Source organism: Bacillus sp. FSL R9-9410 (genome assembly GCF_038050385.1).
In the GTDB taxonomy this organism is placed as follows: Bacteria; Bacillota; Bacilli; order Bacillales; family Bacillaceae_G; genus Bacillus_A; species Bacillus_A cereus_U.
The window spans coordinates 4,192,927-4,217,284 of the sequence record NZ_JBBOTV010000001.1 but is presented as its reverse complement, the minus strand read 5'-3'; the positions used below and the strand labels follow the sequence as shown (position 1 = coordinate 4,217,284).

Here is a 24,358-nt window from a genome sequence, read left to right as displayed (position 1 = left end):
TATATACACAGTTCTTTACAATTGAAGTAAATCCTCTACAATTGCTCCGTCTGTTTCACCTAAGTGCAAACCGAGTAACCTAGCAATAGTGGGACCTTCATCAATCAGTCTCATATACGGGATTGTAACGCCACTTTGAATGCCTTTCCCAGCAGCCATAAAAATTGTTTCATAGTTAGGTTTTGTTGGGGAATATCCGTGTGTTCCAAATGTATATTTCTTACTAGAAGTAACATCTTTTTTAGTAATTTCTTTTATGAAATCACCTGTATAATTTTCAATGAAGTAATAACCTTCCATGGCTTCTAGCATAAATAAGCAATTACCATCAGCACCATGTTCTTTTGCATCTTCATCGTGCAGAATAAATTCAATTCCATTTTGTTTATCCTGAAGAAGTCCTTCAAGAAGAAGTTGAATCTCTTTAATTGTTTCAGTATCATTTTTATCTTTTACATGTACGTAGGCAGATCCATCACAGCTTTGGCAATAAGCTTTCCAATCTAGTAACTTTCCATTTTTGTTTACGGATATAAGTCCTTTTTGACGGAATAGGACATTTAATTGGATTGCTTTGTTTTCACTTAAAGCGCTATGGTCGCCAAGTGCAATAATTGTACTTTCTTCATATATCCCACTTTCTTTTAATGCGTGAATAATTTTTCCAAGGCGTTCGTCGTGTCTATGGATTGCAGCTACTGTTTCCTCGGACTCGAAGCCATGGTAATGTCTTTGAGTATCTAAATCAGTAAAATGTACAAACATAACATTAGGTTTTTTCGTCTGAATTGTATGTACGGCAGAAGCAAGGACGAAATCATCAAGCTCAGGCTGTGACAATCCATTTCGTATATGGCCGAAACGATGATTTAAATCTAATTGATATAGCGGGCTACCGCTAAATAATGAAACTAAAATTTGATTTTGCCACGGTCTATTTGGAAAAATTTCTGGTAAATTGTAATCGATATTTGCTCTTCCAGTAACAGGCCATAGAAGGGCTGCTGTCGTTAAATTTGCTTTGCGTGCTTCATCATATAAAGTTGTTCCTTTAATGGACTTTCGATACCAATGCCAATCTGGTGACTCACGTCCTGGTTGAAGTAATGTATTGCTGACAACGCCATGTTTATTAGGATAATTACCGGTTACGATTGTTGAGTGGCTTGGATATGTTACAGAAGGATAAATCGGCTCCACTTTTTTCGCAATCGCGCCCATTTTTATTAAATTTTGGAAATTAGGTAGTTTTTGTAATATAGGAAAATCTAAAGCTGATAAGCAGTCGAAAGATAAAATAATGACGTGATTTGTTAATGCTTTATCCATAAAGTTTCCCTCCTGATTATATAAAACCTATTATTATATATTACTATTAATACCTAGTAATAAAAATATATTTCTGAATAAAATTCTATTGTTTATTTTCAGAAAAATTAAACATATAATAAGTATAAGGGAATGAATGGAAGGAGGGAATACTATGGATTGGTTAGATGGATTTGGTATCTTTTACATCGTTGGTGGAGTTACAATTCTCCTTGTATTTTTTATGTCATATTTACTAAAGAAACGTTTTCCAGACAAACAGTTTGATATTATATTTGCACTTAGTTTAGTACTTCTTTGTTTAGCTTTCTTTCCTGTAACAATGATCGCTATTGGTGGATGGGAAGGAATGGGATACGGATTTATTTGTTTCTTCGTTTTAATTGGTACACTAATTGGTATGGTTACTCATCAACTTGTAAAAATAGTTCGGAAAAGTTATGTATAAAACAGTAATAACTGAAAAGAATATAGAAAAATAAGAAAATTGGCTCTTGTTTTGAAATGAAATTTATATTATGATATTGAACAAATTTATTTTGTTATAACGATGAAAAAGGAATAGTACATGTCTTACCTTTTTGCAGAGAGAGAATCCTTTTGGCTGGAAGATTCTTAAAAAGGCGATATGGAACCTACCTTTGAGTTCTGCATATGCAGCGGGAAATTCCCGTTATCAAAAAGAGAGCATACTCAATTGTTTTTGTGTATGAATCAGGGTGGTAACGCCGACAAAGCTCGGTCCCTATTTGGGGACGCGGGCTTTTTCTATTGTCTAAAGGAGGAAGAATGACTATGGTAAAAGAACAAGTACAAGCCATTACGAAGATGGAAGAAGACTTTGCTCAGTGGTATACCGATATTGTAAAAAAAGCGGAGCTTGTTGATTATTCAAGTGTGAAAGGTTGTATGATTTTACGTCCATACGGTTATGCATTATGGGAAAATATGCAGAAAGTGATGGATGAAAAATTAAAAGAATCTGGTCATGAAAATGTGTACATGCCAATGTTTATTCCAGAGAGTTTATTACAAAAAGAGAAAGATCATGTTGAAGGATTTGCTCCTGAAGTAGCATGGGTTACTCATGGCGGGGATGAGAAATTGGCGGAAAGACTTTGTATACGCCCTACATCTGAAACTCTATTTTGTGAGCATTTTTCAAAAATTGTTCAATCATATAATGATTTACCAAAGTTATATAACCAGTGGTGTTCAGTAGTTCGTTGGGAGAAGACAACGAGACCATTTCTTCGTACAACTGAATTTTTATGGCAAGAAGGTCATACGATTCATGAAACGGCAGAAGAATCTCAAATTGAAACATTAAATATTTTAAATTTATATGCTGCTTTTTGTGAAGAGTATTTAGCAATTCCGGTTATTAAAGGGCAAAAAACAGAAAAAGAAAAGTTTGCAGGAGCGAAGGCAACTTATACGATTGAAAGTTTAATGCATGATGGAAAAGCACTTCAAACAGGAACATCCCATAACTTTGGAACGAACTTCTCAGAAGCATTTGATATTAAGTTTTTAGATCGTAATGGTAAATGGCAATACGTACATCAAACATCTTGGGGTGTATCGACAAGAATGATAGGTGGACTTATTATGGTTCATAGCGATAATAACGGACTTGTAATGCCACCGAAAGTCGCACCATTACAAGTTGTTATCGTACCTATTGCTCAGCATAAAGAAGGAGTTTTAGAAAAAGTAACAGAGTTACAAGGGCGCATTCAAAAGGTTGCGCGAGTAAAAATAGATGCTAGTAATAAAACACCTGGCTGGAAATTTAATGAGTATGAAATGAAGGGTGTTCCAATTAGATTAGAAGTTGGTCCAAAGGATATTGAAAAGAATCAAGTTGTACTTGTAAGGCGAGATACGAAAGAAAAAGAGTTTATAGCAATGGATCAATTAGAAGAGCGCATCCCAACATTACTTGAGGAGATTCATCATTCTTTATTTAGTAAAGCAAAAGTATTTAGAGATGAGAGTACTTATAGTGTGACGAATTTCGAAGAGATGAAAAAAATAGCTGATGAAAAACAAGGCTTTATTAAAGCGATGTGGTGCGGAGAACTAGCTTGTGAAGAAAAACTAAAAGAAGAAGTTGGAGTATCTTCACGTTGTATTCCGTTTGAACAAGAAAGTTTAGTTGACGAATGTATTTGCTGTAGTAAAAAAGCGAAGCAGATGGTCTATTGGGGAAAAGCGTATTAATAGGCTTTCTGCTAGATGACAAAAAGGACTTTGGATTGCATAATGAAATGCAATCCAAGGTCCTTTTTAGTTTCATCTTGCTATTTGCGGGCAGTAAAACTCCCACCTCAAAATTCGGCTGGAGCAAAGAAGTTAGGTGGGAGCCCTGCTGCCCGTAAACGCCCAATTGGTGAGGGCTAATAATCAGTAGGGGATGAACAAAACCCCCACTGATTAAAGTTTCACTTTATAATTTGTTTCATGTGTTTTTTAGATGGAAGGATGATGTTTTTATTTTGCGTTTTTACGACGAATAAATAGTAACACACCGATTAGGAATGTTGAAAGACCAATTAAAATAGATGCAGGATAATGCGTTGCAGTATTAGGTAACTTATCGCCTTGTTTTACTGAATTATCTTTTCCGTTACCGCTTTGAGAACCGCTATCACCTTTAACGCGGTTGCCTCCCTGAGAGCCGTTGCCACCTTGAGAACTGCTGTCGCCTTTAACACGGTTGCCTCCCTGAGAACCGTTGCCGCCAGAACCACTGCCACCAAAGCCATTGCCACCAGAACCACTGCCACCAGAACCACTGTCACCAGAACCACTGCCGCCAGAACCACTGCCACCAGAACCGTTGCCACCAGAGCCGTTGCCGCCAGAACCACTGCCACCAGAGCCGTTGCCGCCAGAACCACTGCCACCAGAACCGTTGCCACCAGAGCCATTGCCACCAGAACCGTTGCCACCAGAGCCATTGTCACCAGAACCACTGCCACCAGAACCATTGCCACCAGAACCGTTGCCACCAGAACCATTGTCACCAGAACCACTGCCACCAGAGCCATTGCCGCCAGAACCGTTGCCACCAGAGCCATTGCCACCAGAGCCATTGTCGCCAGAACCATTGTCACCAGAACCACTGCCACCAGAACCATTGCCACCAGAACCATTGCCACCAGAGCCATTGCCACCAGAACCATTGTCACCAGAACCACTGCCACCAGAACCATTGCCACCAGAGCCATTGCCGCCAGAACCGTTGCCACCAGAACCACTGCCACCAGAGCCGTTGCCGTCAGAACCACTGCCGCCAGAACCGTTGCCACCAGAACCACTGCCACCAGAGCCGTTGCCGTCAGAACCACTGCCGCCAGAACCACTGCCGCCAGAACCACTGCCACCAGAACCATTGCCACCAGAACCACTGCCGCCAGAACCACTATCGTCCTGAGAACCATTGTTTCCTGGAGGTTTATTATTATCTTTTGAATTACCTTCTGCTAAATTATCGTTATTTTGTACAATAGCGTTTGTTATTGGATTGAAGTTTTCAGTTGCAGCATTACCAATATTTAAGCCGCTAAAAAAAGATAAAGAAAGTGTTGATGCTAAAATGAAGATTTTTGTCATTGTTTTCCTCCTGAAGAAAAAATTATTGTTCCATCTAAAATACATCCCTTTGTAATATTTCATAGGGAAAAGATTTTTATGCAAAAAAAACTATATATAGAAAAGGTGGTGTATTTCTAAAGGGAGAAAAGAGTTAATGTAAATTTCTTGAAAACAGTAGAGTGATGGAGAATTTACACTCATAACAGTAGAGGAAGTGGCAACGGATGAAAGAATATATTGCATTTGATATTGATGGGAGAATTACTGAAAGAGGAGATGATTTCTTAAATGAAGTGAAGGAAGAGATAGGAACATACTTAAATCAAGATATTTATAGTAATTGTGAGATTAAACTTGTGCAAAGTGGCAATTGTGCAGGAATGATTGGTTCTATTTACCACTTATTACATCAGTATAAATAAATATAGTATCTGTTTTCATATAATTGAGAATTTATCCTTTTTCTCATTAGATAAATAATGCTACAATATAAGAGGAGAATACAATGTTTTCCGATTTGGAAAATGCTTTGTAGAAAGGAAGAAACTTCATGCCTATTATTTTAGAAAAAGGACAAAAGATTGATTTAACGAAAGGACAACCGAGAGTAGCGAAACTACAGGTTGGCTTAGGCTGGGATCCAATTGGGCAATCAGGTGGGTTTCTGTCTTCTTTATTTGGAAGTAAACCAAGTGTAGATTGTGATGCATCTGTTGTTATGTTAGAAGGGGATCGCTTTTTAAACAAAAATGATTTAGTTTACTTCGGCAACAAACTTTCTACTTGTGGTAGTATCATTCATTCAGGAGATAATTTAACAGGTGAAGGCGCTGGTGACGACGAAACAATTTTCGTAGAATTACATAAAGTTCCGAGCCGTATTAATCGTTTAGTATTCGTTGTAAATATTTATGACTGTGTAAATCGTCGTCAAGATTTCGGGATGATTCGCAATGCATATATTCGTATTCAAAACCCACAAACAGGTGAAGAATTAGCACGTTATAACTTGTCAGATAATTACGCTGGCAAAATGACTTTAATTGCAGGGGAAATGTATCGAGATGGAAACGAATGGAAGTTTTCAGCAGTTGGAGAAGGAACACAAGATAAAAACTTAAGTGAGATTGTATCACGTTACCAATAAAATAAACCAAGGAGGAATTGTATATGGCATCAATTTCATTGAAAAAAGGACAAAAGGTAGACTTAACAAAAACAAATCCAGGTCTTTCGAAAGTTCTTGTAGGACTTGGTTGGGATACGAATCGTTATGACGGACAAAACGATTTCGATTTAGATGTTAGTATCTTCTTAGTAGGTGCTAACGGTAAAGTTTCAGGAGCAGAGGATTTCGTCTTCTATAATAATCCAAAAGGTGCGAATGGCGCTGTAGAGCATTTAGGAGATAACCGTACAGGTGAAGGTGAAGGCGACGATGAAACAATTAAAATAGACTTAAAAAATGTTCCTGCACATATCGAACGTATTTGCTTCACAATCACAATTTATGATGGAGAAGGCCGTAGCCAAAACTTCGGACAAGTTTCTAACTCTTTCGTACGCATTCTGGATGAAGAAAAGAGTGCAGAATTAATTCGTTACGATTTAGGAGAAGATTTCTCTATTGAAACAGCTGTAGTAGTAAGCGAATTATACCGTCACGCAGGTGAATGGAAATTCAATGCAATCGGAAGTGGATTCCAAGGTGGATTAGGTTCTCTATGTAATAACTTTGGTTTAGATGTAGAGTAATAGATTTATATATCCATCAGTGAAACGAGTATTTACTGATGGATATATTTTTTGAAATTAAAAGATAGAGGTGAATATATATGGTTATTCAATTGCAAAAAGGACAGAAAATTGATTTAGCTAAAACAAGCCCAGGTTTATCAAGAGCAGTAATTGGTCTTGGATGGGATATTAAATCTTATGATGGTGGATCTGATTTCGATTTAGATGCATCTGCCTTTTTATTAGATGCGAACGGGAAATGTACGAAGGAAACTGATTTTATTTTCTATAATAATTTACAGTCTCCTTGTGAATCAGTTTTACATACAGGAGATAACCGTACAGGTGCAGGTGACGGTGATGATGAGCAACTTGTTGTCGATTTGAAAAAGGTTCCAGCAGATGTTCATAAAATTGCTATTACAGTTACAATTTATGATGGAGAAGGCCGTAATCAAAACTTTGGACAGGTTGCAAATGCATTCGTTCGTTTAGCAAATGAAGAAACAAACGAAGAAGTTCTTCGTTTTGATTTGGGGGAAGATTTCTCCATTGAAACAGCAGTTGTCTTTTGTGAATTATATCGTCATAATGGACAGTGGAAGTTTAGTGCAGTAGGAAGTGGATTCCAAGGTGGATTAGGTGCGCTTGTAAAAGCGTATGGCTTGGATGCATAAGAAGGGAAACGACATTCGTTTCCTTTTTTTGACCTTTCTATAAATCTAGCAAAGAATAGGGGATAAAGGTAAGATGAGTATTTTGCAAGGAATCCTTGATACGTATGCTCAGTTTTTCGACTTGGACATGTGGATTAAAGTGTTACAAGATCCAGTATCTTGGGGGTTAATAGGTACACTTGTTGTACTTGAAGGTTTATTATCTGCTGACAATGCACTTGTGTTAGCGGTAATGGTAAAACATCTTCCAGAAGAAAAACGAAAAAAAGCATTATTCTATGGACTGATTGGAGCTTATGTATTCCGTTTTATTGCAATTGGAATCGGAATGTTCTTAATTAAATTGGCCTGGGTAAAAGTGTTAGGTGCGCTTTACTTAGCTTGGTTGTCAATTAAATATTTCATTGATAAAAGAAAAGGCACTTCAGAAGAAGAGGAAGCCCATGGTATGAACCAAAACAGTATTCTCTTCAGAATGTTCGGTGTTTTCTGGGGAACGGTTGCGATGGTTGAATTAATGGATATCGCATTCTCTGTAGATAGTGTACTTGCTGCATTTGGTGTATCGAATGAAGTTTGGATTTTATTATTAGGTGGAATGCTCGGTATTTTAATGATGCGCGGTATCGCTGGCGTATTCTTAAAATTGTTAGAGCGTATTCCAGAATTGGAGACGACAGCATATATTTTAATTTTAATTATTGCAGCAAAAATGCTACTGTCTGTCATTCATATTGAAGTAAGTCATGCGCTGTTCTTTATTATTTTAGTTATAGCGTTTGGAGCAACATTTATACTTCACTACATGAAGAATTCTGGACAAGCTAAAGAAGAAGTTGCAGCTACTAAAAATGAACATAAATAATTGAAATGGGTTTGCTCGTTATGCGAGCGCCCATTTTTTATAACTAAAAATAGTTTATAATAGAAGAGAGACTTTATAAAAAACGTAAATGTTTTTGGAGGTGAACTGTTGTGTTTGCACGTTTTACACTTCAACCATGTGCATTAAAAGATGAATCAGATTTAAAGCAATTTGAAGCGCTTTTAGAAAAACGCCCACAATATGAACTGACAGAGAATGAGATGAAATTTAGTTACATAGCAAGTCGCATTCTTGGTGTTCCTAATGATGTAGATGAATATTTCAATGAACTATTTGATTATAGTGAAGCAAAAGGGATTGAGGTTTTGCATGAACAAAATTTAAATAAGGTGATTGATCCCGAAAAACTGCGCCATATTCAAGAAGTTTTTGCATTACATCAAGAAGCGCCGAATGGACTTACAGTAAATAGGCTTGTAGCACATTTGTCTGGAAAACAACTATTACCGCAAGTAGACAATCCTGATTTACAGCATTATATACATACGACGTTTATTTCTATATTGAAATTGTATGAGAAACAACATAATCAATCTTTAAAAACAGAAGGATTCCGGCGTTTCTTAATCGATATGATTAAATTAAGTGAAAATTACGTAGCGAAGTGGTTCTCTATCATTAATTATAAGAAACAAATGCCGCGTATCGTTTGGTACGGTGATGCGACGGAGAGTCGCATATATTTCTTATACTTTCTTATTATGCTCGGCTGTGATGTGCTTTATTATCACCCCGAAGGAAAAGATGGATTTGAGAGTGTAGATGAGGAAGGAAAGACCTTTGTCGTATCTCATTCAGGCCGTATTTCATTGGAACCATTTCCTGATCGGCGTCGTGAACGCGTCGCAACAGTAGCTTATCAAGCTTCAAAAGAAATCGAGCAAGTACTTCACCACGATAATTCATTATTATACAAACCGTGGCAATTCCGTTCGTATACACCTGTAGCCCGTACGCTCAAAACGACGTACGATGAACTTTTTTTAATTACGAAAGAAAAGGCATTTGTACGTCCAACATTCTTTGTTGAAAATAAGCATATTTATATTCCTTCTTTATTTGCAAAAATATCAGGGGTTTCAAAGAATGATAAAGAATATTTCCAGCGATTAAAGGCTGTTACATCATTTGATAACAGTTTTTTAATTAATACATTCCCGTTTACGAAAGAACAAAAAGCGAATTTCCAATATCATTATCGAGATGCATTGGACCGCACAGGGAAGTTACATCCGGATTTAATTATGAACAGCCATTGGTGGCCACATAAGCGTTTACCAGAAGGATTACAACATGGTATTGCAGAAGCAATCATCCATACGTGTGAAAGTGAAATGTGTAAACCAATTACGAAAGAGACGAAACAAGATGTAGCACTGTATGTTTTCGCGCAACTCTCTCAAATACCACCGAACATTTTAGAGCAGCTTGAGAAATTTGATTATTCGCAAGAAGTACCGAAAATTGTTATATTTAATAATGAGAAGAGCGGAGAATTAAGTCGTTCTGATGCTGTGTTATTACTATTTTTAAATCAAATTGGAGTAGATGTATTCCACTTTAATCCAACGGGGAGAAACGATATTGAACCCTATATTCAATCAGGAGCATTTGATTCACATTGGCTTGAAGAAGTTAATTTCGATCTTGAATTTCATGGTTCATCAGCCTATAAAAATTTATCACAAACAATAAAAGGACTATTTCGTCCATTTTTATAAGGAAAGGGAGAATATCATATGAATAACCCAGTCGTACTAGATTCGAAAACAGAATTGAATGAGCAAACCGCACAAGATGTTCGCTTGCAACTTAGACAAGATGCAGAAGTGCAACGTATTTATAATGCAGTAGATATTAAAGATCAATTAGAATTAATTGAACTCGGAAAAGAACCTTCTATGGAAATTTCACGTTTCGCTGATCAAATTTTACATACAATGTCTTTATCGAAAGTAGAAGACTCTGGTGAATTATTAAAGCAGCTCGGTAAAATTATGGACAGATTTGATAGTAAAGACTTTGCGGAAGAGAAAAGTGGTTTCTTCTCACGTATGTTCAAAAAAGCAGATAAAATGATTGAACAAATCTTTAGTAAGTATCAGACGATGGGTCGCGAAATGGATAAAGTATACGTAGAAATTACGAAGTATCAAGATGAAATGAAAAAATCAATTGGTACGTTAGATGGTTTATATGAGCAAAACTTAAAGTATTATTTAGACTTAGAAAAATACGTAGTAGCAGGGGAAATGCTATTAGAGCGTTTAAATACAGAGTTAGTTCCGATGTACGAAGAGCGCATACGTAATAATGATCAGTTAGCAGGTATTGAATTAGAATCGCTTAAAAACTCTGTTGAAATTTTAGAACAACGTATTGATGATTTAGAAAAAGCACGTATGGTTGCTCTATTAACAGCGCCACAAATCCGTATGATTCAACGCGGTAACAATAAATTAATCGGTAAAATCAATACAGCATTTATTACAACGATTCCTATCTTTAAAAATGGTATCATTCAAGCGGTAAATGCGAAACGTCAAAAGCTTGTTGCGGACTCGATGGCTGAACTTGATCGCCGTACAAATGAATTACTTAAGAAAAATGCACAAAATATCGCAACTCAAAGTGTGGAAGTAGCGAGAATATCAGGTTCTTCTAGTATTAAGATGGAAACACTTGAGGAAACTTGGAACATTATTTCAAGAGGTATGCAAGAAACACAACAAATTGAAGAGCAAAATAAACGTGAGCGTGAAGAAAGTCGTAAGCGTATGGCTACATTAACAGAAAATATTAAAAAAGAATTACAAGGATAAACAAAAAGGCAATGAGGAATATTCCTCATTGCCTTTTATTCGCTATTTGCGTGCTAATAATTAGTGGGGATGAACAAAATCCCCACTAATTAAAGTTGCACTTTATTTTCTCTTAAATAATTTAATGATTTCATTCACAACAAGCGGAATGATACTTAACAAGAGAACGAATCCCCAATCGCGTAATGTTAATGCATGTACACCAAATATATTGGCAAGAGGTGGGATGGAAATGATACACACTTGCATAAGAACACCGATTAGAAGTGAGAAGACTAAATATTTATTTGTAAATATCCCAATTGAAAAAATTGATTTCGTTCTTGAACGTAAGTTAAATGAATGAACGAGCTGGGAAAAACTAAGAACGACAAATGCCATCGTTTGAGCGTGTAATAGCGCGTCTTCATCAATTTGCTCTGGGAAGAGAGGAAATAAATTTGTATCTCCTGTATAGAGCTTTGCCCCAACGATAAAGGCTGTTAAAGTAAGCAGTCCAATTACAACCCCATTGAAAATAAGAAAAGGAACGCTGCCGCTAAATAAGCTTTCTTTCGCATGCCGTGGTTTTTCCTTCATCACATCTGGATCTTCAGGATCAACACCGAGTGATAATGCAGGCAGTGTATCTGTAATTAAATTTACCCACAAAATGTGAATCGGGCGTAGTGGTGTTGCCCAGCCGAGTAAAATAGCTAAAAAGAGAGCTATAATTTCGCCGAAATTACAAGAAAGTAGGAAGAGAATAGACTTTTTAATATTACGATAAATATTTCTTCCTTCTTCAACAGCTTTCACAATAGATGAGAAGTTATCATCTGTTAAAACTACATCTGCTGCGCCTTTTGCGACGTCTGTTCCTGTAATTCCCATTGCTACTCCAACATCTGCTTGCTTTAAAGAAGGAGCATCATTTACCCCGTCACCAGTCATGGAAACGATATTTCCTTCAGCACGTAATGCTTTTACAATCTTCACTTTATGTTCTGGAGAGACCCTAGCGAATACATTTAAGTGATTAATTTTACTTGCTAGTTCTGTATCTGAAATGGTATCTAATTCAGTTCCAATCATAATTTCAGATTTTTCTTCAGCAATGCCAAGTTCTTTGGCAATTGCAAAGGCGGTATCCTTATGATCACCAGTAATCATAACTGTGCGAATACCAGCTTTTTGACATTCTGTAATTGAATCTTTTACTTCTGTGCGTGGTGGATCAATCATACCGACAAGACCGATAAAGATGAGATTTTCTTCGAGGTGATTTATATCCACATCGTTTGAATCGTATCGTTTATATGCGAATGAAAGTACTCTTAAGGCTTCTTGCGACATTGACCCGGCAGCTTCTAATATTTGATTTTTATCAGAATCTGTTAGGACCTCCAGTTTATTATTTATAAAAATGTGGGTACAGTGAGGTAAAAGTTTATCAATTGCACCTTTCGTCATGCTATAGTAGCTTTCATCGTACGTATGTACAGTTGACATCATTTTACGATCAGACTCGAAAGGCAATTCGTTAACACGTTCATGTTTATTTTCTAAATGATCTTTTTGAATGTTAAACGAGCTTCCGGCAACAAGAAGGGCAATTTCTGTAGGATCCCCTGTTTGTGAGGCGGTACCGTAAGAAGCATCGTTGCATAAAACCATATTTTCTAATAATAGACGGTGTGCATCATTATTTACATTCAAATTTTCTAGCTGGTCGTATGTGCGATCACTATAAAAGTGAGTAACGGTCATTTTATTTTGAGTTAATGTACCTGTTTTATCTGAACAAATAATTGTGACAGAACCGAGAGCTTCAACAGCTGGTAGTTTACGAATGATAACGTTTTGTTTAATCATACGCTGAACACCAATTGCAAGAACGATGGAAACGATAGCTGGTAAGCCTTCTGGAATGGCTGCAACAGCTAAACTAATTGCGGTCATAAACATTTCTAACGTATCCCGGCCCTGTAAAAAACCGATGAGAAACATAGTAGCGCAAATAGCTACAGCGACAAATCCTAAATATTTTCCTACCTGTGCTAAGCTTTTTTGAAGTGGTGTCATATCATCGTCTGCTTCATGTAAAAGGGTAGCGATCTTGCCAATTTGTGAGTTCATCCCAGTTTCAACAGCAACACCGACGCCACGTCCATACGTTACTAACGTCGACATAAATGCCATGTTTTTTTGATCGCCTAATGGTACTTGCTCATCACTTTGCATGGAAGGGTGGTAGACTGCCTCTTTATCGACAGGGACAGATTCACCAGTTAGAGCAGATTCTTCAATTTTTAAATTCGCAGTTTCGATAAGTCGTAAATCGCAGGGGATATACCGCCCAGCATCAAGCATAACGATATCACCTGGAACGACATGCTCAGATGGAATCTCTTTTAGTTCACCATCTCGCTTTACAATAGCTTTAGGTGTTGCCATCTTTTTCAATGCTTCTAAAGCCTGTTCTGCTTTCGATTCTTGGATTACACCGATAACAGCATTTAAAACTACAACGAGCGCGATAATACTTGCATCGGCCCATTCACCTACAAAGGCGGAAATAAGGGCAGCTATAATAAGGACATATACGAGGACGTCATTAATTTGGGCGAAAACTCGCTGCCATAAAGTACGTTTTTGTTTTGTAGCTAATTCATTAGGGCCATATTGCTTTAAACGTTCATTTACGTTTTCATCAGTTAAACCGTGCTGTTCATTTGTTTCTAAATCGATTAATGTTTGATCTTTCGTCTTACTGTACCAATTGCTCATAAGTAAGCACCCCCCAGTAAAAACAGTTAGCAATGGTAGTGTGGCAATTTTTTTAGAGTAGTATGTATGGAGAAAAAATCTAAGGTGAGGTTCTACTTTCATTGTACAGTAATTTAGAATGTGAGGAGGAAAAGAGAAGAGTTGTCATGAATTTGTTGAAATTAAAAGAGCCTCGAATACGTGAGGCTCTTTGTCATTTTTTAATTAATGTACCTAATTCCTCAGTAATAGCTTGCATTTCACTAATACTGAATGTTTCACGTTTTATAACGTGCTCATAAATGTCACGTAAGTCCTCGTACATTTCTTCATTAAAACTAGCAGCTCTCATTGCCCCAGCATTAACCATGCGTAATTTTTCTTTAATAGCTTCTACCATATATTCAACGTTTGCTTCTGATTTTACGGATAAATCCACCGAAGTGTCCCCCTTTAAAATAACATAAGGTTATCTTAACATTTTTTTATCATTTTCGTTAATGAAACTTTTCAATCCTATTAAATTAGTAGGGATTTCCTTTATAATTAATAATTGGTTGTTTATACTATATAAGTATATGGTAAGAAATGCACCAAGAAGGGAAGAAACAAAAATATGGTCCGAGTATTGTTTGTTTGTCTTGGGAACATTTGTCGTTCTCCAATGGCAGAAGCAATTTTTCGAGATTTTGTCGTAAAAGAGGGACTCGAAGAGAAAATTGTCATTGATTCTGCAGGAACTGGAGATTGGCATATTGGTCATCCGCCACATAAAGGGACACAAAAAATTTTAAAAGAAAATGAAGTCTCTTTTGAAGGAATTAAAGCACGGCAAGTAGAAAAAGAAGACTTAACAAAGTTTGATTATATTATTGCCATGGATAACAAGAATATAGCGGATTTAAAAAGTTTTGGTAAAACTGGAGGCTATATTGGTAGACTGTCCGATTTTGTTCCAGACGGTGGCTGGACAGACGTTCCTGACCCTTACTTTACAGGGAACTTCCAAGAAGTGTATGACCTTGTAACAGAAGGGTGTGTAAAGCTATTAGCTTTCATTCGAAATGAACAAGGAATATGAGGAAGCTTAGAAAGTAATACTTTCTAATATAAGAAATGAAAGGGTGAAGGAATATGGCAAAGAAAAATAATATTGCTCGAAACATTGCGATTGGTGTAGCTGCAGGTGTAGCTGTATCTATGTTAAAGAAAGAAAACCGTGAAAAAGTAAAAAATACGGCAGAAAAGGCAAAAACAAAGATGATTGAAATTGGTGAAAATGCGAAGATAAAAGAAAAAGTGCAAACTGTTACAGATAAAGGACGCGAACTTGCTGATTTCAATGTAGTGAAAGCGAAAGTAGCAGAAATTAAAAAATTAACGCCGTCTGTTGTAGAAACGTTAAAAGAAACGAAAGAAATTTTTAGTAAGAAAAAAATTGTGCCAGTAGAAAAGCCGGAAACGATTGAAATTCAAGCTGTATCTCCAAAGGTAGATGAGCTTAAAGCAGAAGAAGAGCCAGTGGTAGCTGAAGATGGTGGTATGAAAGAAGCGCGTGAATTATTTATGAAGGACTCAAATGCAGAGGAAAAAAAAACTGAAGCATACATTGAGCTAAAGCAAAATAAAGAAGAGAAGAAAAGCGTCTAAAAAATATGAGAAAATTTCTAGAAAAAGCAAAAAGAAATCGTACTTTTTCGTTTGGGAAAGATTTATATGACCGGACGATGCGCGATGATGTAGCGGGCTTAGCAGCACAGCTCGCTTATTTCTTCTTGCTTGCGATTTTCCCTGGGCTTGTTTTCTTAATTACGCTTCTTGGCTTTATTGACCTTCAAACAGAAAGTGTGCTCAATTTATTAGAACCGTACGTACCAGAAGATGCGATGAACTTAATTGAAGTAAACGTAGATAAAGTTGTAAACGAACAAAATGGTGGTTTATTATCATTCGGTTTACTATCGATGTTATGGTTTGCTTCAAACGGGGTAAATGCGGTTATGAACGCTTTTAATCGCGCTTATGATGTAACAGAAACCCGTTCCTTTATTAAAACAAGAGCTTTATCTATCGTGTTCACGTTAGCGATAATTTTTATGATTGTGTTTGCACTAATCGTCCCAGTATTTGGACAAGTGATTGGGGCAGCCGTGTTTAAAGCAATTGGTTTATCGGATAGTTTTTCTTACGTGTGGAGTATTACGCGTTTAGTAGCAAGTTTCTTTGTCTTGATCGCTTTGTTTAGCTTTTTATATACATTTGCGCCTGATCGGAAATTAAAGCGAAGAGAAGTCATATCGGGAGCAATATTTGCTACCGTAGGATGGATTGTGGTATCGTACTCATTTGCCTATTATGTAGATAAATTTGCAAATTACGCTAATACATATGGTGGTCTCGGTGGTATCATTATTTTAATGTTATGGTTTTACTTAACTGCGTGGGTAATTTTACTTGGCGGTGAAATTAATGGTTTACTCCATCATTATAGAACGGGTGACAATAATTCCCGTAATGAAAAATGAGCTCTTGTTCCATAATAAAAGGGAACAGGGGGGATATTTCATGAGTAATAATAAAAAGAACCACAATAATAAAAGCAATAATAAACAAAAGAGCAGTTCGCATCCAAAGCATAAAACGAGCAGCAGTGCGAACGGTCATAATAGCTACCATTAAAAAAAAACGGGTCCTTTATCAGGGACCCGTTACTTATTGCCTTTTAATAATCGTAAGCCATTCAAGATTACAAGAATGGTACTTCCTTCATGGCCAATAACACCGAATGGAAGAGCTAAAAACTGCAAGAAGTTAGAACAAATCAGCATTGCAATGACAGCTAAAGAGAAGATAACGTTTTGTTTCACAATACGGTTCATTCGTTTTGATAAACGGATTGCTTGAGAGAGACGAGATAATTCGTTCTTCATAAGAACAACGTCTGCAGTCTCTAATGCTACGTCTGTTCCTTCACCCATTGCAACACCAATACTAGCAGTAGCGAGGGCAGGTGCATCGTTTATACCATCTCCAACCATGGCGACTATGCCGTACTTTTCTTTTAACTGCTTTATCGTTTCAACTTTTGTTTCCGGTAAACATGATGCGTAATATTCTTTTATATTACTTTCATTGGCAATTGCTTTTGCTGTTTCTTCATTATCACCAGTAATCATGATTGCTTCGACACCAATGCTTTGCAAATCACGAATAGCCGCTATCGTTTCTTGGCGAAGGGTATCTTTTAAAGCGATCAGTCCAAGAATACCATCCTCATCACTAATATAAACGACAGTTTTCCCCTCTTTTTCAAGTGAAGCAGAAATGCCATTATGGAATGTTTTTATTTCTTCTCCAATAAAATCAGCTTTACCAATTTTATAAGCTTTGTTTTCTAATATTCCTTTTAATCCAAAACCAGTTACATCTTCAACGTTTTCTGGTTTTTTTATCGTAATGTCGTAAGCGTGTTTTGCATATTTAACAATCGCTTCTGCTAAAGGATGTGTAGAGTGACTTTCAATCGCTGCTGTAATAGAAAGTACTTCACTTTCTGCTATGCCTTCTCGAACATATACATCTGTTACAGTAGGTTTTCCTTGTGTTAATGTTCCTGTTTTATCAAAGGCAATCGCCTTTACTGAAGCTAGACGTTCTAAATGAATACCACCTTTAAAGAGAATACCGTTTCTCGCTCCGTTTGAAATTGCTGATAAAGTTGCCGGTGTAATGGCTGCAACTAGGGCGCAAGGAGAAGCGACTACAAGTAAGATCATCGCGCGATAAAACGTTTCATTCCAACTCCAATCAAGTAAGAAATGAGGAACGAACATCATAAGCGCAACAACAAGTAGTACACCTTTTACGTATGTTCCTTCAAATTTTTCGATGAATAGTTGTGATGGTGATTTTTCGCTTTGTGCACTTTGAACGAGACGAATAATCTTTTGGAATAATGTTTGATCGCTCGGCTTCGTAATTTTAACTTCAATAGCTCCACGTAAATTTACAGTGCCAGCAAATACTTCATCGCCGAATTTTTTCTCATTCGGAATAGGTTCTCCTGTAATAGCAGCTTCATCAATATTTGTTTCACCAGTATGAATTGTGCCATCAGCAGGAACACGCTCACCTGGCTTAATTAAAATAATATCGTTAATTTGTAATTGTCCAACTGGAATACGTTCCTCAATTCCGTTTGAAATACGTAATGCTTCTTCAGGTTGTAGATCAAGAAGCGCCGAAATTTCTTTTTGGCTTTTACTTAATGTATAAGATTCCATTGCTCCGCTTAATGCAAAGATGAAGATTAAAATAGCACCTTCTGCCCAGTAACCGATAACTGCGGCGCCGATAGCTGCAAAAATCATGAGCATTTCAACATTTAGCTCTTTCTCTTCAATTGAGTCTTCAATACCTTCTTTCGCTTTTGCAAATCCTCCAATTACATAAGCAAGGATATAGAAAGTAATACCTGCACTTATTGCATCATTTTTTGTGAATAACCAGCCAGCTAAAATAAAAATACCAGATGCGATTGCAAATATAAGTTCGTAATGTTTCTTTAATGTATCCCATAAAGAGGGATGAGAAATATCTTTTTGTGCTTGTAATGTTTTTACTTCTGCGTTCATTAATACTCGCTCCTTCCAAATTCTTATTGAGAAAAAGAATCAAAATCGAAACCCCTATAAAACGACGAAAGCTGCCATCCATAGTGGATAGCAGCATTTCTGTTGAATCTGATTTTAATAGTTATTATGTTGTAATTATTCTATAGTATAGCATATGTTTTTCTTAGATGATATGTTTTTGTTTTAGTATAAAGTGAAACTTTAATTAGTGGGGGTTTTGTTCATCCCCCACTGATTATTAGCCTTCACCAATCGGGCTTTTACAGCCCGGCGAATAGCGGGATAAACTGAAAACTTGTATTTTCGCATTTCCTTTGGTATATATGAATATTGTTCATAAAAAGGTCGGAAAGGAAGACATCAAGTTGAAGACAGAGAAATTTTTCACCCATCCGATTGGTGTGTTTATTGCTGCAATAGTTGCAACATTTTTATGGGGAAGCGCATTTCCCTTTATTAAATTAAGCTATGTTGAACTTGGAATTCAGCCACAAGAAGTCGGGGAACAAATATTATTTGCTGGCTATCGCTTTTTCTTATCTGGTGTAATGCTCTTATTATTTTTTAAAGCGTTAGGAAAAGATATGAAGTTCAAAAAAGGAACAGGAAAGCAGTTAGTTCAAATTGGCCTGTTTCAAACTTTTCTTCAATATATATGTTTTTATATTGGAATGAGTTACAGCTCAGGAATTGAAGGAGCGATTATTTCAGGAACATCATCATTCTTTCAAATTTTACTCGCACACTTTTTATATGAAGATGATGCTCTAAATAGGAGAAAGGTAATTGGAGTAGCTATCGGTTTTTGCGGTGTGATTTTAGTGAATGTACCGAGTGATGGAAGTTTATCATTCCATTTTGGAATAGGTAGCTTATTACTTCTTGGAGCAGCGATGATGTATTCGTATGGAAACATATTAGCGAAAGAAGGTAGTAAAAAGTTAGATATTGGGTATATGACAGCATATCAGATGATTTTCGGATCAATTGGGTTGATATGTATAGGTGCATTTCAAGTTGGAATGATGCCATTCGCATTTAATCTACATGCAATACTTATGCTCATATATTTATCGTTCTTATCAGCAGCAGGATTCTGTATATGGAATACAATTATGAAGTATAACAAAGTAGGGAAAGTCTCGATGTATATGTTCTTTATACCAGTGTTTGGTGTGCTACTATCAAGTCTGATTTTAGGGGAAGCAATTCATTCCTTTGTACTATTTGGTTTAGCATGTGTTGCAGCGGGAATTATTGTAGTAAATCGTAACCCGGTTAAAAAGAAAGTTGAGCAAGAAAAACAACTAGCATAGAGAACAGAAAAACGATTAAAATGGAAGAACAGTATTGTTCTTCTTTTTTTACATAGAAAAAGGAGAACGTGCTATATGTAACGAAAAAAAGATAGAAAAAGCATTTATTGAGGAGAACATATTATGAATGTACTTTACATTGTGTTAGTCGGGCAAATTATTCTTTTTTTAATAGGAGCAATTTATGCAATAGGACAGACGAAAAGAACGAGAAATAATATGCCGTTACCTTTAGCGGTTCGTCTTATTCTTAGTTTTTCTTTAACAGGAAGTGCAATTTGGATATGGTTACAAGATCCATCGGTTGAGTACAGTACGTGGGTTGCACTCGGTATGACTTTATCAACTGTAGGGGATTTATTTATGGCAGGACTAATTCCAATTGGTCATCGATTAATTGGAGGAATGGTTACTTTCGCTCTTGCACATTGTTTCTATGTGAAAGCATTTTTACAAACAGGTATTTCATGGAATGGTTTTTGGATCGGTTTACTCGTATACGGACTCTTTCTAATTATAGGGTGGTTTTTCTTTATTCGAAATGAAAAACAAGACAAACTTTTTACAATAGGGGCTCTAATTTACGGTTTGTGGGTTGGAGGAATGGCATGTTTTGCATTCGCCTTATATTACGAGAATATAGGGATATGGTGGGTGCCAGCACTTGGTGGTTTATTATTTGTGATTTCTGATTTTATTATCGGTGTTACAGATATCGGGGGGCGCAAACTGAAGTATGAACCACTTTGGATTTGGTTTACATATGTCGCAGCGCAGATGTGTATCGTATATGTAGGATTATAAAAAGATACTCTCAAAAATAGTTGATAGACTATTTTGAGAGTATCTTTTTTATTGCTATGCTACTATATTTGTTTGTTTAATTTGTACAGTATTTTATAAGTATGAATTTCATAGAAAAAGTCCTGCTTAGCAGATGAAAAATATAGTATATAAGAATAGCAAATTTATGGGGTTATTATTTTTATATTTGTAATATTCTAATGTTATAATTCAGAATTTTGTGGAAATTCACCGGTCGGAGTACTTATAATAAAAATAAAAAGATGATGAGATGGTGGAATGATGCAAAAGAAAAAAAGTTTGCGTGAATTCTTTGAAATAATTGCAATTGCATGCTTATTGGTGTTTTTGGCAAAAATCTTTTTGTTTTTTCCTACGACTGTAAAAGGAGCATCGATGAGGCCGACGTTACAAGATGGAGATAAAGTAATTATTAATAAACTTGCAAAGAGATTTGAAAGTTATGAGAGAGAGGATATTATTGTCGTGAAGACAGATAATTTCTACGTGAAGAGAGTTATTGGATTGCCAGGAGATGTGATTGAGATGAAGAATGATCAATTATATGTTAATCATCAAGTGAAAAACGAAGAGTATTTAAAGAATAATAAAAAACAGGCAGAAAAATTACTTATCAATTTAACTGAAGATTTTGGACCGATTACAATTCCTAAAAATAAAATTTTTGTGATGGGAGATAATCGTTTAGTTAGTAGGGATAGTAGGAACGGCTTAGGGCTCATTGATAGAACAGAAGTATTAGGAAAGCTCATGGCGATATATTATCCATTTGAACATGTGAAAATTGCAAATTAGAAATAAGAAAAACCAAGCAAATTAGTTGCTTGGTTTTTCTTATTTAAACAGTTGGTGTGTTATTTATTGTTTCTTGTGAAGCAATGTTTTCATTGTTTCGGTCGATATTTAACATGAATTTTCGTTGTAACAATTGCAATTTAAAGAGTGTTAAAGGATCATGATAAGTTTCTGGGTTCGTTCTTAGCTTTGTTAATGTTTGCTCATCTTCTTGTATTTCAAGTTGGGCTGCTTCTACGGTTTGTTTCAATATGCTAAGAGGGTCTTTAAAGAACATCATGATATCCCGTTCTAGCGCACCTTCAAATACTTCAAATTGAAGGAAGAATTGTTTTGAAATCATCTGAGCAACTTCTGTATAATCTTCTGTTTCAATATATTGTTTATATTTATTTGATAGCATAGATTGATTTTTTTGCATATTACCGAATAATTTCCCTGCACTCTTTAAGAAAAATTGTGTCGGTGTAAAGCGTAATAAAATATTGATGTTAGCTACTGTAATTCTATTCGTCATTCTTGCAACATCTCTATCCCAGTCATCTAGTAATTTGAAATCACAAGGAAGTTTAATACGCTCTTCCTCATAGAGCTTATTAAAGGTATCGCCCATTTCATCTAAATAAGCCTGAGCTTGAATGAATTCATTATGAGCAGTTTCAATCCATTCTTGAATAGACCCAGTAAATTTAGGAAGAAGCACTTGCTGTACATGTTTTTGAATTCTTTCATTCATTGCTACATTTAGTTCTTCATGGACCAATTTGAAATCACTATCTTCTTGAACAAGATCAGAGCAACTCTGCAACAATTCAGGAATTTGAGAATGTATATCCTGCGTAATCTCTTCTTTCGTTAAGAGATAAGATTCTGTAATAGAACGAATTTTATCTTTTTGGATGGCAGTAAGATTATTAATAAAACCATCAAGTTTTACTAAAATATGTTTATTCCAGCGGACGGATTTCACTAACGTATTTTCTAATTCCACACGCTCATTGACAAGGTATGCGATTGTTTTTTGGATAAACCATAATAATTTTTCAATGCGTTCTTTTTCAACATTACGCTGAGTAAGGTTAGAAAGAATAGAGTCGGTTACGTTACCTAGCTGTTCACTACTCTCTTGTGAAGGAGAGTAAGGGAAAAATTGTGCCTCTGGGAAATGTACGAGTATTTTCTTTTTAATGTTGTTCGTGATGTTTTCACTAGTATTCGTATCAATTGTTTGTAAGACGAATTGAATTTGTAAATTTGGTACTTGCTCACGAATATATAATAATGTATCGAGCTCTTCATCATGTAATGGTGAAGCTGAATTTAGTACATAGATGAGACTATCTGCTGCCTGTAAGTATTCAAAGTGAGAGCTGTTTTTGTCAAGTTGTCCATGAACAGTAGGTGTGACAAGGAATGAAAACTTATTTTTTCGTAAAAATCTACTTGGTAATTTAACTTCAATACATTTTCTTTCTAGTTTTGACTGAGAAGGTACTGCTAGTATGTTATGAAGTTCGTCAAAGTTTGGTATATTTCGTATATCTAGTTCTGTAAGCTCAGTTATTTCAGTTTGACTATCATCTTTAAATGTAATTGAAGTTGTTATAGCCTCATTTAATATATTTTCTCCTAGTATAGAGTTAATAAAGGCTGATTTATCATAATCGCTAGCGCCTGCTACTAGAAGTTGTGTAACAGTTAAATCGTATAACTCACGAACAAGTAGTGTGAATTGATGACCTAAATCTACATCATTCTTCTCAGCCCATACAGCAATCGTTTCAAATAATGCTGATACGTCTGCCATATCAACATTTGCATGAGCTGATGCATTTGAAAGTAAGGCACCTGCGCTTTTTACGAGTAATGATTCTAGAGTTGTCGGTGAAACTTCATTCCATGCTAATACTGCTGCGGAGACAAGTAAAGAATCTTCGGCTTTCGTTAAACTAAACCAATTTGTTAATAAATCTGGTACAAGTCCTTGTAATTCGTGCATGAAATATTGTCCAGTAATCAAGTCAAAATAGGTCTCTTGATAGCGAGTAGAAATTTCATTCCAATCATCATTAGCGTCTACTTCAATATGTAAGAATAGGTGATTTATTGTTTGAATCCAAGGTAGATGTAATGATTCATTTTGATAACTGTTCCAAAGTGAAATAACAAGCTCTTTAAATTGAACTTGATCAATTGTATATAAGGCTTTTAAAGATTCATAGAAATACTCAGGTTTAATTTTTTTAGTAAAGCCTCTGTTCACATAATTTATTAAAGTATCAAACCAGTGTAATGATTTTGTTCGAATTCCTTCTTGAACAGTGAGTTCAATAGCATTATTCCAATCTTCTTGTTTTTCATAGAAAGAGCGAGCAATCGCAGTAATATTCGGATAGTCCGGTTGAAATGCAACAGCTTCACTAATCGTCTTAAATGCCAGTCCTAGACGGTCTTGCTCGATATAAAGAGAAAGAAGTTGTAGGGAAACTTCCATCGTAAGAGTTGTATCTTCTGATTGAATAGATTTATAAAGTTCCTCTGCTTTTGGTAAGAAACCTAATTCGAAATAAGCATCTGCAATATTCTTCATAGCCCAGAGAGCAAGTTCATTATTTACTTTCTCCCATTTAAATATTGCTGCTTCAAAGTCGTTAGTTTGAAAATAAACTTCACCTTGTGCGAAGCGAATATTAGATATATTGGAGAACTCATTTTTTGATTCATTTATATATGTTTCACCGAGTACTTCCGCTACCGGAATGGAAGAGTCTTCTGTTAAAAATGTTTTATAGTAAATCTTTTGGATAAATTGTTTTTCAATGGTCATGTTCGTTCCCCCTGTATAATTTAGAAAAATGATGTTGTATGTAAAAGGGTGCATGTTACTCTAATAGGTAGAAGTTGCATTATATAGACCAAACTATGTTTTTGCTAGATATATCATTTTTCTTGAGAGTTAAACCGTTGCAAAAAGTAACTTCCCTTT

20 protein-coding genes, 1 pseudogene and 1 other annotated feature are annotated in these 24,358 nt (G+C 35.8%); of the genes and pseudogenes, 15 read left to right on the top strand and 6 right to left on the bottom strand.

Annotation, left to right across the window (positions count from 1 at the left end):
• Positions 1-15 precede the first annotated feature (15 nt).
• Positions 16-1,329, bottom strand: a complete 1,314-nt coding sequence (locus tag MKX77_RS21920) for an alkaline phosphatase family protein (protein WP_215555117.1) — start codon at positions 1,327-1,329, stop codon at positions 16-18.
• 154 nt (positions 1,330-1,483) lie between these two features.
• Here MKX77_RS21920 and MKX77_RS21915 point away from each other — a divergent pair, with 154 nt between their 5' ends.
• Together MKX77_RS21915 and proS are read left to right on the top strand one after the other, a co-directional pair.
• Entirely contained in the window at positions 1,484-1,777 is a 294-nt protein-coding gene (locus MKX77_RS21915; protein WP_341307787.1) for a YesK-like family protein, read from the top strand.
• A 93-nt stretch (positions 1,778-1,870) separates the two neighbouring features.
• Positions 1,871-2,079: a binding site (T-box leader), on the top strand.
• 45 nt (positions 2,080-2,124) lie between these two features.
• Positions 2,125-3,555: a proline--tRNA ligase gene (gene proS / locus MKX77_RS21910; RefSeq protein ID WP_341307786.1), complete on the top strand. Its 1,431-nt coding sequence runs from the start codon at positions 2,125-2,127 to the stop codon at positions 3,553-3,555.
• Positions 3,556-3,825: 270 nt separating this feature from the next.
• Here proS and MKX77_RS21905 read toward each other — a convergent pair whose 3' ends face one another.
• Positions 3,826-4,950, bottom strand: coding sequence for an LPXTG cell wall anchor domain-containing protein (locus MKX77_RS21905; protein WP_341307785.1), 1,125 nt, complete (start codon positions 4,948-4,950; stop codon positions 3,826-3,828).
• Positions 4,951-5,180: 230 nt separating this feature from the next.
• Between MKX77_RS21905 and MKX77_RS21900 the strand changes: the two are divergent.
• The 7 genes and pseudogenes from MKX77_RS21900 to MKX77_RS21870 form a co-directional block, all read left to right on the top strand.
• Positions 5,181-5,354: pseudogene (locus MKX77_RS21900) on the top strand (ROK family protein); the annotation flags it as partial.
• 128 nt (positions 5,355-5,482) lie between these two features.
• Positions 5,483-6,079: a TerD family protein gene (locus MKX77_RS21895; RefSeq protein ID WP_002029589.1), complete on the top strand. Its 597-nt coding sequence runs from the start codon at positions 5,483-5,485 to the stop codon at positions 6,077-6,079.
• A gap of 23 nt (positions 6,080-6,102) precedes the next feature.
• On the top strand, positions 6,103-6,687 hold the full coding sequence (locus tag MKX77_RS21890) for a TerD family protein (protein WP_215555121.1): 585 nt from the start codon (positions 6,103-6,105) through the stop codon (positions 6,685-6,687).
• An 80-nt stretch (positions 6,688-6,767) separates the two neighbouring features.
• The gene (locus MKX77_RS21885; protein WP_002091197.1) at positions 6,768-7,346 is read left to right on the top strand and encodes a TerD family protein; all 579 of its coding nucleotides are present in this window, start codon (positions 6,768-6,770) and stop codon (positions 7,344-7,346) included.
• Between the two features lie 73 nt (positions 7,347-7,419).
• On the top strand, positions 7,420-8,211 hold the full coding sequence (locus MKX77_RS21880; RefSeq protein WP_341307784.1) for a TerC family protein: 792 nt from the start codon (positions 7,420-7,422) through the stop codon (positions 8,209-8,211).
• Positions 8,212-8,321: 110 nt separating this feature from the next.
• Entirely contained in the window at positions 8,322-9,953 is a 1,632-nt protein-coding gene (locus MKX77_RS21875; RefSeq protein ID WP_341307783.1) for a YceG family protein, read from the top strand.
• Between the two features lie 18 nt (positions 9,954-9,971).
• On the top strand, positions 9,972-11,054 hold the full coding sequence (locus tag MKX77_RS21870) for a toxic anion resistance protein (RefSeq protein WP_002113709.1): 1,083 nt from the start codon (positions 9,972-9,974) through the stop codon (positions 11,052-11,054).
• Between the two features lie 102 nt (positions 11,055-11,156).
• Here the strand turns inward: MKX77_RS21870 and MKX77_RS21865 are convergent, their stop codons facing one another.
• Together MKX77_RS21865 and MKX77_RS21860 are read right to left on the bottom strand one after the other, a co-directional pair.
• Positions 11,157-13,823, bottom strand: coding sequence for a cation-translocating P-type ATPase (locus tag MKX77_RS21865; RefSeq protein WP_341307782.1), 2,667 nt, complete (start codon positions 13,821-13,823; stop codon positions 11,157-11,159).
• A 193-nt stretch (positions 13,824-14,016) separates the two neighbouring features.
• Complete coding sequence (locus MKX77_RS21860) at positions 14,017-14,241, bottom strand: DUF1128 domain-containing protein (protein WP_215555125.1); 225 nt, start codon at positions 14,239-14,241, stop codon at positions 14,017-14,019.
• A 177-nt stretch (positions 14,242-14,418) separates the two neighbouring features.
• Between MKX77_RS21860 and MKX77_RS21855 the strand changes: the two genes are divergently transcribed.
• Genes MKX77_RS21855 through MKX77_RS21845 form a run of 3 tightly spaced genes read left to right on the top strand, consistent with a single transcriptional unit; the run spans position 14,419 to position 16,327 of the window.
• Positions 14,419-14,883, top strand: a complete 465-nt coding sequence (locus MKX77_RS21855; protein ID WP_002125006.1) for a low molecular weight protein-tyrosine-phosphatase — start codon at positions 14,419-14,421, stop codon at positions 14,881-14,883.
• 53 nt (positions 14,884-14,936) lie between these two features.
• A complete protein-coding gene (locus MKX77_RS21850; protein ID WP_002115844.1) occupies positions 14,937-15,452 on the top strand; it encodes a DUF4075 domain-containing protein in 516 nt (171 codons plus the stop codon).
• Positions 15,453-15,457: 5 nt separating this feature from the next.
• Entirely contained in the window at positions 15,458-16,327 is an 870-nt protein-coding gene (locus tag MKX77_RS21845) for a YihY/virulence factor BrkB family protein (RefSeq protein WP_002063656.1), read from the top strand.
• Positions 16,328-16,510: 183 nt separating this feature from the next.
• Here the strand turns inward: MKX77_RS21845 and MKX77_RS21840 are convergent, their stop codons facing one another.
• Complete coding sequence (locus MKX77_RS21840) at positions 16,511-18,172, bottom strand: heavy metal translocating P-type ATPase (RefSeq protein ID WP_429698457.1); 1,662 nt, start codon at positions 18,170-18,172, stop codon at positions 16,511-16,513.
• A 629-nt stretch (positions 18,173-18,801) separates the two neighbouring features.
• Between MKX77_RS21840 and MKX77_RS21835 the strand changes: the two genes are divergently transcribed.
• From MKX77_RS21835 to lepB, 3 genes are all read left to right on the top strand, one after another.
• Positions 18,802-19,752 carry a DMT family transporter gene (locus tag MKX77_RS21835; RefSeq protein ID WP_341307780.1) on the top strand — a complete coding sequence of 317 codons (951 nt, stop codon included), beginning with the start codon at positions 18,802-18,804 and terminating at the stop codon, positions 19,750-19,752.
• A gap of 123 nt (positions 19,753-19,875) precedes the next feature.
• Positions 19,876-20,556 (top strand): lysoplasmalogenase, encoded by a 681-nt coding sequence (locus MKX77_RS21830; RefSeq protein ID WP_341307779.1) that lies wholly within the window; start codon positions 19,876-19,878, stop codon positions 20,554-20,556.
• A gap of 279 nt (positions 20,557-20,835) precedes the next feature.
• Positions 20,836-21,372, top strand: a complete 537-nt coding sequence (gene lepB / locus MKX77_RS21825; RefSeq protein WP_215555128.1) for a signal peptidase I — start codon at positions 20,836-20,838, stop codon at positions 21,370-21,372.
• Positions 21,373-21,415: 43 nt separating this feature from the next.
• On the opposite strand, the gene MKX77_RS21820 is transcribed toward lepB, so the two are convergent.
• Positions 21,416-24,199: a tetratricopeptide repeat protein gene (locus MKX77_RS21820; RefSeq protein WP_341307778.1), complete on the bottom strand. Its 2,784-nt coding sequence runs from the start codon at positions 24,197-24,199 to the stop codon at positions 21,416-21,418.
• Positions 24,200-24,358: the final 159 nt, after the last annotated feature.